The organism is Solitalea koreensis (genome assembly GCF_900182575.1).
In the GTDB taxonomy this organism is placed as follows: domain Bacteria; phylum Bacteroidota; class Bacteroidia; order Sphingobacteriales; family Sphingobacteriaceae; genus Solitalea; species Solitalea koreensis.
The window spans coordinates 60,826-77,070 of the sequence record NZ_FXSZ01000003.1; the positions used below are offsets into that span (position 1 = coordinate 60,826).

At 39.7% G+C, this 16,245-nt stretch carries 10 protein-coding genes; 6 read left to right on the forward strand and 4 right to left on the reverse strand.

The genetic code is table 11. From position 1 onward, the window contains the following. Window positions 1–6: 6 nt before the first annotated feature. From FN756_RS05780 to FN756_RS05795, 4 genes are all read right to left on the reverse strand, one after another. The gene (locus tag FN756_RS05780; RefSeq protein WP_142602295.1) at window positions 7–627 is read right to left on the reverse strand and encodes a hypothetical protein; all 621 of its coding nucleotides are present in this window, start codon (window positions 625–627) and stop codon (window positions 7–9) included. A 68-nt stretch (window positions 628–695) separates the two neighbouring features. Beyond that, window positions 696–1,244 (reverse strand): phage holin family protein, encoded by a 549-nt coding sequence (locus FN756_RS05785; RefSeq protein ID WP_142602297.1) that lies wholly within the window; start codon window positions 1,242–1,244, stop codon window positions 696–698. A 145-nt stretch (window positions 1,245–1,389) separates the two neighbouring features. Beyond that, on the reverse strand, window positions 1,390–2,664 hold the full coding sequence (purD, locus tag FN756_RS05790; RefSeq protein ID WP_142602299.1) for a phosphoribosylamine--glycine ligase: 1,275 nt from the start codon (window positions 2,662–2,664) through the stop codon (window positions 1,390–1,392). 333 nt (window positions 2,665–2,997) lie between these two features. Next, entirely contained in the window at window positions 2,998–5,691 is a 2,694-nt protein-coding gene (locus tag FN756_RS05795; RefSeq protein ID WP_142602301.1) for a TonB-dependent receptor domain-containing protein, read from the reverse strand. 145 nt (window positions 5,692–5,836) lie between these two features. Between FN756_RS05795 and uvrA the strand changes: the two genes are divergently transcribed. The 6 genes from uvrA to FN756_RS05825 all read left to right on the forward strand — a co-directional run bounded on the left by uvrA (window position 5,837) and on the right by FN756_RS05825 (window position 16,237). Further along, window positions 5,837–8,683 (forward strand): excinuclease ABC subunit UvrA, encoded by a 2,847-nt coding sequence (gene uvrA, locus FN756_RS05800; protein WP_142602303.1) that lies wholly within the window; start codon window positions 5,837–5,839, stop codon window positions 8,681–8,683. A 371-nt stretch (window positions 8,684–9,054) separates the two neighbouring features. Further along, complete coding sequence (locus tag FN756_RS05805) at window positions 9,055–9,954, forward strand: NmrA/HSCARG family protein (protein WP_142602305.1); 900 nt, start codon at window positions 9,055–9,057, stop codon at window positions 9,952–9,954. A 33-nt stretch (window positions 9,955–9,987) separates the two neighbouring features. Next, window positions 9,988–11,493, forward strand: a complete 1,506-nt coding sequence (locus FN756_RS05810) for an NAD(P)H-hydrate dehydratase (protein WP_142602307.1) — start codon at window positions 9,988–9,990, stop codon at window positions 11,491–11,493. Between the two features lie 30 nt (window positions 11,494–11,523). Next, the gene (gene rlmF, locus FN756_RS05815) at window positions 11,524–12,510 is read left to right on the forward strand and encodes a 23S rRNA (adenine(1618)-N(6))-methyltransferase RlmF (RefSeq protein WP_142602309.1); all 987 of its coding nucleotides are present in this window, start codon (window positions 11,524–11,526) and stop codon (window positions 12,508–12,510) included. A 317-nt stretch (window positions 12,511–12,827) separates the two neighbouring features. Continuing rightward, window positions 12,828–13,631 carry a copper homeostasis protein CutC gene (locus FN756_RS05820; RefSeq protein WP_142602310.1) on the forward strand — a complete coding sequence of 268 codons (804 nt, stop codon included), beginning with the start codon at window positions 12,828–12,830 and terminating at the stop codon, window positions 13,629–13,631. A 38-nt stretch (window positions 13,632–13,669) separates the two neighbouring features. Next, on the forward strand, window positions 13,670–16,237 hold the full coding sequence (locus tag FN756_RS05825) for a beta-mannosidase (protein WP_142602312.1): 2,568 nt from the start codon (window positions 13,670–13,672) through the stop codon (window positions 16,235–16,237). Window positions 16,238–16,245 lie beyond the last annotated feature (8 nt).

A 16,245-nucleotide genomic window follows, 5' to 3' on the forward strand; every position in this document is an offset into this window, starting at 1 on the left:
ACTGGATTAAACCCCATGGATTAATCCGATAACCATTAGTACGACACCAACCACCGATACAATTCCTCCCAAGGTCCCGTCAACAACTGCTGTTAGTAAAATACCGGCCAGAAGTATAATTAAACCGATCGTAAATTCCCGATTGATAATTGCAGGGGCTGCAGCTGCTGCTTTAGCTTTGTGTTTGGCTTCAATCTTCGCTACTCTTTTCACTACAAAATTTTCCATTTTTTGTTGTGCCTTAGCCGGCAAGGCAGAAATTACAGCGTTTTCAGCCATTTTTTCTTTTACCAACTGACACATTGTTTTCGTTTCAGATGACACAGAGGGTGTTGTTTGGGTTGAAACGAATACTGCACTTGAGGCATCAGGCGTTTCGGTTAATTGCGCTTTATTTGTAAGCTCGGTAGTCATATTGGCCAAAGTCACCTCATTGGTTAGTTTGGCATCTGAAACCGCTGCCACTACATTTTCAGTACTTTTTTTCAGATCGTGTTTTTTTACATAAACAGGATCTTCGTTGTTAATTTTTACCAGTTTAAGTTCATTAGCGCAAGAACTCAGCATTGTAATAGCCACCAATGCACATATCCATTTTTTGGGTAAGGCTCGTAAAAATGATTTCATAATTGTTTTTTAGATGATTTAATTTGAGCTTCAAGATATTAGTTAAATAGCAAAGTATCTGCTTGAAATTATTTTTTTCTGGACGAAGCTCCTTTGAAAACTAGAACGGCTCCTATTAGGGAAAAGATTACGCCTAATACCACAAGTGCAATTCCTGCTGTTCCGCTAAATAAAGATGCAACCCCTCCAATAATGAAAATAACCCCTACAACGCTTAAGATTGATCCAACAATAACATTTGTTTTGCTTGCTGGTGGAGCAGCAGCTTTTTTAACTATTCGCTCAGCTTTCTTTGTTGAGATTTTTTCCATAGGTTTTGGCTGCGCTTTGCTAATAACTTTATGACTATTGTTCTGATGGAATACCTGGGAAAGAATTTTAATTGAATTATTTTTTTCAGGCAATCCTACTTCGCTCTTATCAGATGTTAGAGGTTGACTTCCAATTGAATTTTCATCAACAATTAGAGAAAGGTGGTTATTATCTGGAGTTCTAAAAGAGGAGGAACTAAATTCATATGGAATAGGGTCATGGCCATTTACCTTAATGAGCTTAAGTTCATTAAGGCATGAAACACAAAAAACGCTCAGTAATATCAAATAGAAGTAAGGTTTCATGTTCATAGGCTTAAAGTGGCCATAATTTACTGAAGATGATCGATATATCGAAATCAATATTTCACTCTACGGTACAATATGCTCAAAAAAAAACGAGCATCTTTTTAACATTAAAAGCTGCCCGTTTCAGGTAAAGATGTTGATTCTATTTTAGGTCAAAACCAATGTCTTTTCTGTAGTATTTGCCTTCGTATTGTATTTTTGCAGCATTCGAATTAGAAAATGCCAATGCACTTTCCATGTCCTTACCAAGAGTTGTTACAGCAATTACCCGACCGCCGGCAGTAACCACCTTGCCATCTTTTAGTTCGGTGCCTGCATGGAAAACTAAACTGTTTTCAATGTTTTCCAATCCTGTTATTTCTTTGCCTTTCTCATAATCGCCCGGGTAACCACCTGAAACCAGCATTACCGTTGTTGCAGTACGTTCGTCTACCTCATATGATTTCTCATGCAGTTTTTCATTGGCAACACCTAATAAGAGATCAACTAAATCTGATTTAATACGAGGTAATACGCTTTCTGTTTCCGGATCGCCCATGCGAACATTATATTCAACAACAAAAGGATCGCCATTGTCGTTCATTAATCCAATAAAAATGAAGCCTTTGTAAGGAATATTGTCCTTTTTTAAACCTTCAACCGTAGGAATCACAATACGTTCTTCGACTTTTTTCATAAAATCGCCTTGAGCAAAAGGTACCGGCGAAATAGAACCCATACCACCTGTGTTCAATCCGGCATCCGCTTCGCCTATACGTTTATAATCTTTGGCTGAAGGAAGCAATTTATAACTATGGCCATCGGTTAAAACAAATACCGAAAGTTCAATACCTTTTAAAAAAGCTTCAATAACAACAGTTTTACTGGCTTCGCCAAATTTAGCATCAGCCAACATCGCTTTTAACTCTGCTTTGGCTTCTTCACGTGATTGGCATATCAAAACACCTTTGCCTGCAGCCAAACCATCCGCTTTTAATACAATTGGTAAGGAATGGTTTTCTAAATAATTCAATCCTTCTTGCAACTGATCAGCGGTAAAGCTCGCATAAGCAGCTGTAGGGATGTTATGACGCATCATGAATTGCTTCGAGAAGTCTTTACTGCCTTCTAATGTGGCACCTAGCTGCTGCGGACCAATTACCGGAATGTGTTTAATTTGATTATCGGCCAGAAAAAAATCATGAATACCTTTCACCAAAGGCTCTTCAGGACCAACAATCACCATTTTTACTTCATTCTCTAAAACAAACTTTTTAATAGCCTCAAAATCGGTGGCCTTGATCGCCACATTTTGTCCATGATGTAAGGTACCGGCATTACCAGGAGCTATAAACAACGTTTCGCAGTGTTTGCTTTGAGAAATTTTCCAGGCGAAGGCGTGTTCACGTCCACCTGATCCGAGAAGTAAAATATTCATCTGATGTAAGGAAATCCCCTAGTGGAAAATGATTTAGGATTGAGCAAGTGTTCGGGGTTAACATTCACTAATGTATCAAAAATCAGGGCAAAGATAAAAAATACTCCGGTGTTATGCTTAGGCTAAAGAAGTATCTTTTAATGATTTGACATCCTTATTAGTAAGAGCAAACAGGATCTCTGCAATTTTCTTGTCAATGGATGCTTTTTAGGTCGAAATGAACTTATATGGAATTTAAAGCTTATGCTGAAGAGGGGTCGATTTGGGTAAATGTAATGCTGAGCGGATTAGCTTGTTGCCTCCACTCAGCATTATAAATGTATTAAATATAGCTTATCGCTGCATTCCTCTGCCGCCGCCCGCACTAAATTGGCCGAAACGATAGTTAAAACCTAATCTGATTACTCGTGTAGTTGTTTTATTTAAGCTGTTTTGCGTAAATGAACTGCTAATAATACGAGCAGCATTTCGAGTATTAAACAGATCATCTGCACTTAGGGTAATATTAAATTTTCGCTTCATAAAGTTCTTTTTCAAATCCATTCCCGCTGTAAAAAAGCCTTCAGTGCGTCCTTGTAAAAAGGCTTGCGGGCCGGTATAGCGAAGATTTGATCCGATATTCCAATCGGATGTTAATGTTAAACGGGCGTCCATGTTGGCATTAAAACTATATTGCTCACGGCTAAAGTCGGCATTGAACTTATTAATGTAACTGTTATGCAATAAAGTCGTTTCCATATTAACGTTAAGTTTGCCAGAAAACAACATTATATTGCCACTTAAATCCATTCCATATGATATGTTTTCACCTAGATTAGCATAAGTGGTATATGAAACGCCCAATTCATCAATAAATGAGTAACTGTTGATCATGTTGTTGGTTCTTCTATAAAAAAGAGAAGAAGAAATGCTGCCCAAGCCTGTAAATCGATTGTAGCCTAATTCAAATGTATGTCCGCGAGAAGGATCCAGATTTATATTCCCGAAACGAATGTTTAATGTGTCTGTTTCATTTTTGTAGGGATTTAACTGATCCATGCCCGGACGATTAATACGGTTGCTGTAAGCAAAACGTAAACTTTGCAACTCGTCCACCTTGTAAAATAAACTAAAGCTAGGATGGAGTGTAAGGAATTGTTTTTTAAGATCAGTTAGTTCTGATATTAAATCAGCATTAAGCGTTGACTGCTCTAGCCTTAAACCTGCATTAACAGATAGTTTTCCAAAATTATTAGTAAGCGAAACATAACCGGCATTAACCACATCGGTTTTGTTGAAATTATTAGTGCGATTTACATTTTCAATAAAATTGCCATTCGGGTCAAGTTGTAACAAACGGTAGCGACTTTTATTAAGATTTGCATTCGAGCTTATACCTGTTTCAAGTCTGGAGTTATTATGATTAAAGGGATAAGTTAAATCTGACTTAAAGCTAATAGTGCCGCTGTTGCCATTGGTGAAGGTTTGTTGTTGTAATGAATCTGGCGCTGGCAAAACATAAAATTGATTAAAAAAGCTGTTGTAATGATTGTTATTGCTTGAGTAATTAATTTCGGTTTTTAGCTCACGTCGATTTTGAAAATCAAATCCTCGTCCGCCGCCTGCTCGCCCGCCACCGCCTCCTCCGAAACCTCCTCCTGAAAATCCCATTATTTGCGGTCCATTACCTGCAGATCCGCCACGTTGACCTTGCATCCATTGATTTCGTAAAGAGTCAACAAGTTTCGGGTTTTCTTTCGCTAAATTACGAATGGAGTCCATGGTTTTACTTCCGCGTTCCATCATCTCTTTAACTGATTTAGTTGGGAACGTCTTTCTGTAAGTTAAGCCTACACGATAAGTGTCGTTATTGCGTAAGCTGCTTGAATTTCTGGTGAAGTTTTGATATTCAATTCTCTCTGAATTACTATTTGAATTGAGCGTTGAATTAAAATTGGTACTAGAAGAAGATGTTGCCGATAAATTTAAAGCTAGGCTATTTGTGGTATTGAATCTGTATGTGCTGGTTGAGAAAAATGAATGAGCATTCGTTTGACTATTCCCATGACTTAACTGGTTTAAATAATTAACGGAATTACCAATAGTGCTTTGTCTGAACAATTCACTCGACGTAGTATTGCTTGATGGGCTAAAGGTATAGTTGGTAACTATGCTGAACTTACGTGTACTATAGTTAACGGAGGCCTTTCCACTGTATCGATTACGAGTATTGGCGTTTAATCCAAGTGAGGTGTTAAATCCACGGATTCCGGCTCTGTTTTTGGTAACAATGTTGATGATTCCTCCTGAGCCTTCAGCACTATATTTAGCAGAAGGATTGGTAATTACTTCAATTTTTTGCAAGGCGCTTGCCGGAATCATGTCCAATACTTTAGATAGCTCCGTTGGCTCACCATCAATTAGAACTTTAATGTCACTGCTCCCACGAACACTTATATTCCCATCCGGGTCAACCTGAACCGATGGGATTCGTTGGAGTGCTTCAACAGCCGTTGCTCCTGTATTCTGCAGACTTTCTTCTACATTATACGTTACACCGTTTGCTCCAACCTGAAAGGGGCTGCGTTGAGCAGTTACGGTAACTTCTTTTAGTTTGTTAGCCGCCTGCTTCATCTTCAAATCATCAAGATAAACTTCTGGATGCAAAGCCGAAATCTCGGTATTCACGGTTAACGTTTCATAACCCAAAAAAGTAACCACGATTTTATACTTACCAAAGGCTAGTTTTTGAAAATAGAACTCTCCATTTTCATTTGTATAAGTACCTTTTGTTGATGCTGATGAGTCGCCTGCTTTAACAAGAGCCACCGATGCAAAATCAAAGGGCTGCTGACTTTGGGCATCAATTATTTTACCACCGATTTTACCAGTGGTGTACTTTTTGGAAGTACTTACCTGTGCGCTGAGCTGTAAGCTTGTGAAGATAAGTGAGATAGCCAGAAAAAAAGCTTGTGTAGATTTATACATATTCTTATTCAAGGTAAATGTTTTTGCATTTGCGAAGATAGGATGCAATTGAACTAGCATGGTTTATTTGACCCGTGCAACAATGTCGTTACACTGCTGTACCGTCAAATAGGAGCAAACAAAATATAGTGGATAAGAGTTGTTGGAATATTATGGTTCTGAAGCATTTCGGCTATCTTTGCTCTTTATTTTTTGAGTTTCAACAATGAGCGACAACTTTACCGACCTGGGCGAACAGGCAAATGTGGAAGTTTACGGGGCCCGAGTTCACAATCTTAAAAACATTGATGTTTCCTTTCCACGTAATCAATTGGTGGTAATCACCGGGTTGAGTGGCAGCGGTAAATCATCTTTGGCATTTGACACCATTTATGCTGAAGGTCAGCGTCGCTATATGGAAACTTTCAGCGCCTATTCTCGCCAGTTTATGGGAGGAATGGAGCGTCCGGATGTTGATAAAGTGTCGGGATTGAGTCCGGTTATTGCCATTGAACAAAAAACCACTTCTAAAAATCCTCGCTCAACAGTAGGCACTATTACCGAAATCTACGATTTTTTGCGTTTGCTGTATGCACGTGTTGGCAATGCTTATTCGTACAATACAGGTGAACTCATGCAGAAAATGTCGGAAGAGCAAATCATCAATACCATTATGGAGCGCTTTGATGGTAAGCCGATCAATATTTTAGCACCTGTAATTAAAGGTAGAAAAGGCCACTATCGTGAACTTTTTGAGCAGATTCGAAAGCAGGGGTATACCAAAGTCAGGGTGGATGGTGAAATTCAGGATGTGACACCTAAAATGCAGCTCGATCGTTATAAAATACATGATATCGAAATTGTGATCGACCGAGTTGAAGTGAAAGCCGATGCCCGCAAACGCATTGTCGATTCAGTTGCTGCGGCAATGAAGCAAGCCAAAGGCATTATTAAAATTGCTGACAAGGAAGGAAATACTTCTCATTTTAGTAAGTTTTTGATGTGCCCAACTTCAGGTATTTCATACGATGAACCTCAACCCAATACCTTCTCCTTTAACTCGCCATATGGTGCTTGCCCAAAATGCAATGGTTTGGGTTATATTTTTGAGATCGACGAACACTCCATTATTCCAAATCCAAAGAAAAGCATCCTTGAAGGTGGCATTGTTCCGCTTGGTGAATACCGCGAAACCTGGATGTTTCAAATTTTAAAAGCTTTAGCTAAGAAATACGAGTTCTCACTTTCTACACCGATTGAAAAACTGAGCAAGGAGATAAAGGCTATTTTATTGAATGGCTCTGAAGATCTTATCACTGTTCCGGTAACCTACAATCGCTATAATGTTCAAAATTACCAGATCACTTTTGATGGTATTATGAAGATGCTGGAGGAGCAGCAGAATAATAAAAAAGATGACGAGATTGATGCTGATTTGGAAAGTTTCCGGACCTTAAAAACCTGCCCCGAATGCCACGGAGCAAGGCTAAAAAAAGAAGCATTGCACTTTAAAGTCGATCAAAAAAATATATTCGAACTAAGCTGCATGGACGTGAAGACGCTCAGTGCTTGGTTTAATAATATTGAAGAACGAATTTCGGAACGCCAAAACACCATTGCCAAAGAAATCTTAAAAGAGATTCGTGCACGTATTGGCTTTTTGCTCGATGTAGGCTTGGATTACCTGACACTCGACCGCACAGCGCGTACACTTTCTGGAGGCGAAGCTCAGCGTATTCGACTAGCCACTCAAATCGGTTCACAACTTGTCAATGTGCTTTATATATTGGATGAACCGAGTATCGGCCTTCATCAGCGCGACAATGCCCGTTTGATTGATGCCTTAAAGAGTTTACGTGATGTGGGCAATACGGTGCTTGTAGTGGAGCATGATAAGGATATGATTATGGAAGCTGATTATGTAATCGACATGGGTCCTGCTGCTGGTTTACACGGCGGCGAAGTGGTGGCACAAGGCAAACCGCATGACCTTAGCGATCTGCATACCATCACCATGGATTATATCAATGGGTTAAAAGAAATAGAAACGCCAAAGACACGACGCGAAGGAAACGGGAATCTGCTCAAACTTTCGGGCGTGACCGGCAACAACCTTAAAAATGTGTCTGTTGAGTTTCCTTTAGGTAAATTCATAGGCATAACCGGCGTTTCGGGTAGTGGCAAATCAACTTTGATCACTGAAACACTATACCCAATTCTGAATCAGCATTTCTTCAACGCCAAGAAAAAACCACTTCCTTATAAAAGCATTGAAGGCCTTGAGCATATTGATAAAGTAATTGAGATCGATCAGGCTCCAATTGGACGGACGCCCCGATCCAACCCTTCTACCTATACAGGTGTGTTTTCTGACATTCGCAATCTTTTTACTCAACTGCCCGAATCCAAAATCCGCGGATATAAACCAGGACGTTTTTCATTTAACGTTAAAGGCGGCCGCTGTGAGACTTGCCAAGGAGCGGGAATGAAAGTGATTGAAATGAATTTCTTGCCGGATGTTCAGGTACGTTGTGAAGAATGTAATGGCAAACGCTTTAACCGGGAAACCTTGGAAGTGCGTTATCGTGGAAAGTCAATCAGCGACGTGTTGGATATGAGCATCGAAGACGCAGTTCCTTTCTTTGAAAACATTCCTGCTATTCATCGTAAAATAAAAACCTTGCAAGATGTTGGCTTAGGTTATATCACCTTAGGGCAATCATCTGTAACACTTTCAGGGGGAGAAGCTCAACGCGTAAAACTCGCAACAGAACTTTCTAAAAAAGATACTGGAAAAACCTTTTATATTCTTGATGAACCAACCACGGGTCTCCACTTTGAAGATATTAGTGTATTGCTTGGCGTACTGAATAAATTGGTTGGCAAAGGCAATACCGTGCTTGTTATTGAGCACAATCTTGATGTGGTGAAAGTTGCCGATCATGTAATTGATCTAGGCCCTGAAGGAGGAAAAGGAGGTGGAACCATTGTTTTCGAAGGAACACCTGAAGAGCTTTCCAAATGTAAAAACAGCTTTACAGGCATATTCTTGAAGAAAGAAATGAGGAATTAATATATGGGTTTCGGCCCTTATATATTTTGCATCATATTCATCTGGCTTCTACTAGATGCCAATCATTGCCTCCGGATATTTTCCTCCGGCATTAGCTGGATTAAAAGAATTATTGGAATAAAAGACAAAAAATCATTGGGAATTGTCAATGACTTTTTGTATCCTTTTTTCTAAGTCCGCTCCCAAGTCAGCACGACTAAATGTAGGGCAGTCTTGCGTAGCTTCAGGGTTTGCACTAACTTGCCCTCCTGCATCGGGCTTATTTATTTCCCACCCTGTTAACACCCATGTTTTAGACAATCCCAATTAGCACTATTAGTCTCGAAAAATCATCCAAATTTCTTAACTTTCCATATATAAAACGCTCTCTTATGTCTGATCAAACCATCCTTGTAATAGGAGCAACCGGCGCTCAGGGAGGCAGTGTAGCTCGTCATTTATTAAAAGATAACCGATTTAAGGTTCGGTGTTTCACCAGAAATGAGCATTCAGAAAAAGCATTGGCATTAAAGGCCGCAGGAGCCGAACTTGCAGTTGGCGATCTGGATGATAAAGAAAGCTTATTCAAAGCTATGAAAGATTGCTACGGGGTATTCGGACTTACAATTACGAAGTTTGATGAACATTTCGATAACGAATATCAGCAAGGAAAAAACCTTATTGATGCCGTTTTTCAAAGTCATATTCAGCATTTTGTGTTCAGTGCATTGCCTTATGCAAAAAAACTGAGTAATGAACAATATGCGGTACCTCATTTTGACACCAAAGCTCAATTGGAAGAGTATGCGCGTGAACTAATGCCCAATACTACCTTCGTTCATGTAGCCTTTTATTATGAAAATTTTTTAAATTTCTTTCATCCGAAAAAAGGAGAAGACGGTAATTATCACTTTGGATTTCCACAAGGCGATACCAAATTATCAGGCGTATCTGTTGAAGATGCCGGTGGAGTAATAAATGTCATTTTTAATCGACCTGATGAATTTAAAGGCAAAGTCGTGGGCATTGTGGGTGATGATATTACGCCAGACGAATATGCAGAGGTGATGTCGGCCGGTTTCGATAAACATGTAAAGTACTCTCATATTTTAAAGGAGGTTTTTGCAGGCACCGACTTTCACGGAGCATTGGACATTGCAAATATGTTTGAGTTTACCCGTAATTACATTAAAAACAGGCAGGCAGATTTAGAACTCAGCAGGTCGCTGTATCCTCAAATCAAATCTTTCAAAACTTGGCTGGAAGAGAACAAAGGCCGTTTTTTTTCATGAATAAGAAAACCCAGGCATCATTAGCTTTACTTTATGCTGAAATTACTCTCCGCCTCACAAATCCGGTCGGCTGATGCGCATACCATTCAACATGAGTCCATCGGATCTCTTGATTTGATGGAGCGGGCGAGCAATGCATTTGTGCAAAAGTTTGTTGCATTTGCATTAGACCGACAAACCAATATTTCCATTTATTGCGGAACGGGTAACAATGGAGGAGATGGCTTAGCAATCGCGAGAATCTTGTTCAAGAACGGCTATAAAAATGTGTCTGTTAAAATTCTTCACTTTTCGTTCAAAACCACTTCCGATTTTGACGAAAACCTGCGAAGGTTAGCTAAAACCAATATTTCTGCAGAAATCTTTAATGAGGAAAGTGAATTTCCTGAAGAACATTCTCCGATACTGATAGATGCTATTTTGGGATCAGGATTAAACAAGCCGCTTGAAGGGGGGTATGCCCGATGGATAACGCATTTAAATAATTTAAGTAAAAAAGTAATCGCAGTGGATGTTCCTACCGGTTTTTTTTGTGATGCACCTCTTGATAAAAATGCAATTGTTTTTCATGCCGATCATGTGATTTCATTTCAGCGCCCCAAGCTTAATTTTTTATTGCCCGAATCAGCTCAGTTTATAAAAGAGTTCCATGTTGTTGATATCGGTTTGGATGAACATTTTATTCAAGCGCAGGATTCAAATAAGGTTTGGGTAGAAGAAAACGACATTAAAGCCATCTTAAAGCCAAGAGCAAGCTTTAGTCATAAAGGCACTTTTGGACATGCTTTAATAATTGCAGGTCAGACGGAAACAATGGGCGCAGCCTTGCTTTCTTCTGAGGCTTGTTTACACGCCGGAGCCGGATTAACAACTGCATTTATTCCTGAGCCCGGACTCTCAGCATTAAACGCACGCTCTCCTGAGGTAATGGCTATTCTTGGTGATCTTCAGAAAATTGAATGGAATAAGTTTGATGCCCTAGGAATTGGTCCCGGATTTGGCGTCCAAGTATCATCATTGGAGGTATTAAGGAAATGTTTAACGCATTACCGTGGTCCCGCGGTTTACGATGCCGATGCTTTGAATATGCTGGCTGCAAACAAAGAACTATTTAACCTTCTGCCTGAAAATTCCATTGTCTGTCCACATGTAAAAGAGTTCGACCGGCTGTTTGGAGCCCACAAAAACTGGCAGCAACGCATTGAAACCATGGAACGAGAAAGCACTGAACGTGGGTTGATCATCATTTTAAAAAATCGATACAGTATTATTACTGCTCCTAGTGGCGTCATTTATTTTAATCCTACAGGCAATCCGGCCATGGCTAGCGGCGGATCAGGAGATGTATTAACCGGCATTTTAACTGCTTTGCTGGCACAAGGTTATTCAGCATTACAGACTACTATTGCCGGTGTTTATATCCATGGAAAAGCAGCCGATGAGCTGGTGCAAGAAAGAAAGATGTTTACAGTTCCTGCGCGCTATTTAATTAAGCAGCTGCCCATAACTATGGGGAAATTAATTAATAGTTTTGCCTAGTCAGATTCTTGAATTTTCATATTGCGACCAATGACTCAAAACCCCAAAGATAGTCCTGCAGAAAAAGAAGGCTTACATCCACGCAACCCGCACCGCTTTCAATACAATTTTAAACAGCTGATTCAGTCCTATCCGGCGTTGAAGTCATTTGTAAAGCTTAATAAATATAATAATGAATCCATCGATTTTGCCGATCCTAGTGCAGTAAAAGCCCTAAACAAAGCCTTGTTGATCCATTTTTATGGCATAGCAAATTGGGATATTCCTAAAAACTACCTTTGCCCGCCTATTCCAGGCAGAGCCGACTATATTCATTATTTGGCTGATTTGCTCGGCTCCTGCAATGGCAATGTTATTCCAACCGGAAAGAACATTCAGGGCCTTGATATTGGGGTAGGCGCAAATTGCATTTATCCCATTATTGGTGCATATGAATACAACTGGCGTTTTGTGGGTTCTGACATAGATCTTGTCGCTATCAACTCGGCGACACAAATAATTAAATCAAATGATTCGCTGAGGAATGGCATTGAATGCCGGCTGCAAACATCTCGGTCGGATATTTTTAAAGGAGTTATTAAACCCGGCGAACAATTCGATTTTTCAATGTGTAACCCGCCTTTTCATGCTTCTTTGGCTGAGGCGCAAAAAGGAACATTGAGAAAACTGAATAATTTAGGGGCTAAGAAAATAACTAAACCAGTGCTGAATTTCGGCGGACAAAATGCTGAATTATGGTGCGAGGGAGGAGAAGAAGGATTTGTGCGTAAAATGATTGAGCAAAGCGCTTTAATGCCAACAAACGTGTTTTGGTTTACAACATTGGTTTCAAAAAAAGACAACCTTGCAGGCATTTATAAAACATTAAAAAAAGTTAAAGCAGTAGCAGTTAAAACGGTTGATATGGCTCAAGGCCAGAAAGTGAGCCGAATCGTAGCCTGGACCTTCTTAAACAAGACAGAACAAAAAAATTGGCAACGAAAAAGATGGATGGAAGTTCGAAATAATAAGTATTAGGTTTTGCATTATACTTGGAATAGCATCGGGGCTAGATACTATCAACAAATAAGATCAAAGCACTCATTAAACTTCCTTTCAAGTAGGTAACCTCCGGACTGAAACCATTCCACCAACCACAAATCGAGTTCAGATACATAATAAATCTTAGGTTTACTCATTTTATATTAGTTATATTAATAGACTGAAAGGCAAAATATTACAAAATTGAATTGGTAATATTTTATCAAAATGACATTCATTTGAACAATAGATTTGCAAAACGGTTCAACTAAAACCTGTACTTTCACAAATTAATATTTAAGTTTCAGATATCTATGCAAACACCCGCTATCACCACTCATCCAATTCATTTACCAGGTGTCGATGAGGCTGCTTTAGAAATATGTTGCTATAGCGTTGAATCCGTAGCCGAGGCCGCCAAAGGAGGCGCCAGCCGAGTAGAACTTTGCGACAATGTGCAAGAAGGAGGCACAACTCCCAGTTCAGGAACCATTGAACTTGCAAAAGCAATCCCAGGCATTCAGGTATACGTGATCATTCGTCCCCGTGGCGGCGATTTTTGTTATTCGGCAACAGAATTTGAAGTAATGAAATACGACATTAAAAGAGCTAAAGAGCTTGGCGTCGATGGAGTGGTACTGGGAATTCTGCTACCCGATGGACACGTCGACAAAGATCGAATGAAAGAGCTGCTTGATCTTGCGGCACCATTAGACATAACATTTCACCGCGCCTTTGACATGACCGTCGATCCTTTTGCGGCGCTGGATGAAATAGCCGACTTAGGCATTAAACGCATCTTATCATCAGGGACATTCAATACCGCTATTGAGGGACTGGATCTGCTTCAGAAATTAGTTAAGCACTCTTCTGGTCGTGTAACTATTATGGCGGGAAGTGGCGTAAATGAGTCAAACATAGAGGCGTTGTATAAAATTGGCATCCGTGAATTTCACTCATCAGCCATGACATTTGTTTCAACCGAAATGAACTTCCAAAACCCTAAAATCAAAATGGGTAAAGAAGGGCAAGGTTCTGAGTTCGAGAAAACAATAGTTGATATAGACAAAGTCCGCGGAATGAGAAGAAAAATTGACGAATTGCTTCAAAGCGAATAAACCTCTCTTAACTGTATTCTAACCCACACGACATTAGAATGAAATCACCTAAACTTAAACTCATTGCGCCCTTGGCTTTGCTCAGCCTAAATACTTTTGCTCAGCAAGGTCAAGCAGATATTAACCTTAACACCGCTTGGAAATTCAAGCAAGTCGATAAACAAGAATGGTTGCCGGCAACAGTGCCCGGCACGGTGCATACCGACCTTTTAGCCAACAAACAAATACCTGATCCTTTCTTTAGGAATAATGAAAAAGAAGTTCAATGGGTAGAGAAAAAAGACTGGGTTTATGAAACCTCCTTCAAGGCTGATAACCTGATGGCTCGCTATGACAACATTGATCTTTCTTTTGACGGGCTTGACACCTATGCAGATGTTTTCTTAAACGATTCTCTAATTCTTCGTTCAGACAATATGTTTGTCGGACATACTCTGGAGGTAAAACATTTTTTGAAGCCCGGCGATAACAAACTGCGTATTGTATTTCATTCGCCCATTAATTATGTGATGCCTACCTATAACGCATCACGAATAAAATACCCTGCTGATAATGACCAGTCAGACATTAAACTGAGCATTTTTACAAGAAAAGCGCCTTATTCATTTGGCTGGGACTGGGGCCCGCGGCTGGTCACTTCCGGCATTTGGAAGCCGGTAAAATTGCACGGTTGGAATGGTGTAAAGATCGAAAACGCATACATCCAACAACTCCGGTTAACGAATGCTGTTGCCCAGCTAAACGCCGATCTTGAACTCAATGCCGATCGGACTGAATCCGTAAAAATAAAGGTTTCAAGCCCCGAAGGTGCATTTGCCGATGTGTACGTTAATCAACGTGTAACACCCGGAACCCAGCATGCCCGGGTTGCTTTCTCGATAAAAAATCCAAAAAAATGGTGGCCTTATGGCTTGGGTGATCAAAAATTATACACAGTACAACTGGAAGCAATTGGATCAAAGGGCTCAGCTAAAAAAGAAGAGAGAATTGGCCTGAGAACCATTCAGGTAGTAAATGAGCCTGATTCTATTGGTGAAAGTTTTTATGTAAAGGTAAATGGCATACCTGTTTTCATGAAAGGTGCAAACTATGTTCCTGCCGACAGCTTTTTACCGCGGGTTAATAAAGAAAAATTAGAAAATCTTCTCAACGACGTAAAAGCATCGAATATGAATATGCTTCGTATATGGGGCGGAGGCGTATATGAAAGTGATGATTTTTATAACCTGGCAGACGAAAAAGGCATTCTGATTTGGCAAGACTTTATGTTTGCCTGTACCATGTACCCATCCAATGAAGCATTTCTAAAGAATGTAAAAGGCGAAGCAGAGTACAATATTAAACGTTTACGCAATCATGCAAGCTTAGCGCTTTGGTGCGGAAATAATGAAATAGCAGTGGCCTGGAAAAATTGGGGTTGGCAAAAATCATACAATTATTCACAAACGGATAGCCTTGAGCTGATTAATGGCTACAAAAAAGTATTTAATGAACTATTGCCGCAGGCTGTTAAAAATTTAGATATCAATCGTTTTTACTTTCCATCTTCACCAATTAGCAACTGGGGCTCTAAAGCAGATTTTAAAAAGGGTGATAATCATTTTTGGGGAGTTTGGCATGCTGAAATGCCTTTTGAAGAATACAATACCCATATCCCGCGTTTCATGAGTGAATACGGATTCCAGTCTTTTCCTGATATTATAACCGTAAAGCAATTTGCTCAACCAGAGGATTACAACATCAGTTCTGAGGTAATGAAAACCCACCAAAAAAGCTATAAAGGCAACGGTCTCATTAAAAAATACATGGAAATGTATTACAGGGAACCGAAAGATTTTGAATCATTTTTATACCTGGGGCAAGTATTACAGGCTGAAGGAATAAAAACCGCAATAGAAGCGCATCGACGCAACAAACCGTATTGCATGGGTACTTTGTACTGGCAATTAAATGACTGCTGGCCCGTAGCCTCATGGAGCAGTATTGACTATTTTGGTCGCTGGAAAGCATTGCAATACTTTGCGAAAAAGGCCTATTCGCCATTGCTTATTAATCCGTACATCGAAAATGGCAATCTAAAAGTTTACCTAATTTCGGATGAGTTAAAAGACAGAAAAGCGGAATTAAGCTTAAGGCTGATAGATTTTTCAGGAAATACGGTATGGTCTAAAAAGTTGCCCATACTTGTTGAGGCTAATAAAAGTAAAGTCTATTATTCAGAAGACCTAAAGTCGATTTCATCTAAGTTTGATGCGAAAAAGCATGTACTGGCAGCACAACTAAATGTTGATGGCCAACTGGTTTCAAGCAACCTTCTTTTCCTCGATAAAATTAAGAACATCGAACTCCCTAAACCAACTCTTAAAGTGAATATTGAAACGAAAGAGAAGGGTTATGTGTTAAAAATCAGTACAGATGTATTGGCAAAGAACGTTTATTTGTTATTGCCAACAGACAAAGATTCTTTTTTCAGCGACAATTACTTTGACCTGCTTCCCGGGCAACAGAGAACCATAGCATTAAAATCAGGGCTTACGCTCGATCAGGTAAAAGCCAACCTTCAGCTACTTACTCTTGATAAAACTTTTGCTAAGGGCGTCGAATAATTTTAAAA

What these genes read in the sequence shown, in the direction of transcription:
- FN756_RS05780 (WP_142602295.1), bottom strand. Translation starts at nt 627, where the DNA reads ATGAAATCATTTTTACGAGCCTTACCCAAAAAATGGATATGTGCATTG.
- FN756_RS05785 (WP_142602297.1), bottom strand. Translation starts at nt 1,244, where the DNA reads ATGAAACCTTACTTCTATTTGATATTACTGAGCGTTTTTTGTGTTTCA.
- purD (WP_142602299.1), bottom strand. Translation starts at nt 2,664, where the DNA reads ATGAATATTTTACTTCTCGGATCAGGTGGACGTGAACACGCCTTCGCC.
- FN756_RS05795 (WP_142602301.1), bottom strand. Translation starts at nt 5,691, where the DNA reads ATGCTAGTTCAATTGCATCCTATCTTCGCAAATGCAAAAACATTTACC.
- uvrA (WP_142602303.1), top strand. Translation starts at nt 5,837, where the DNA reads ATGAGCGACAACTTTACCGACCTGGGCGAACAGGCAAATGTGGAAGTT.
- FN756_RS05805 (WP_142602305.1), top strand. Translation starts at nt 9,055, where the DNA reads ATGTCTGATCAAACCATCCTTGTAATAGGAGCAACCGGCGCTCAGGGA.
- FN756_RS05810 (WP_142602307.1), top strand. Translation starts at nt 9,988, where the DNA reads ATGCTGAAATTACTCTCCGCCTCACAAATCCGGTCGGCTGATGCGCAT.
- rlmF (WP_142602309.1), top strand. Translation starts at nt 11,524, where the DNA reads ATGACTCAAAACCCCAAAGATAGTCCTGCAGAAAAAGAAGGCTTACAT.
- FN756_RS05820 (WP_142602310.1), top strand. Translation starts at nt 12,828, where the DNA reads ATGCAAACACCCGCTATCACCACTCATCCAATTCATTTACCAGGTGTC.
- FN756_RS05825 (WP_142602312.1), top strand. Translation starts at nt 13,670, where the DNA reads ATGAAATCACCTAAACTTAAACTCATTGCGCCCTTGGCTTTGCTCAGC.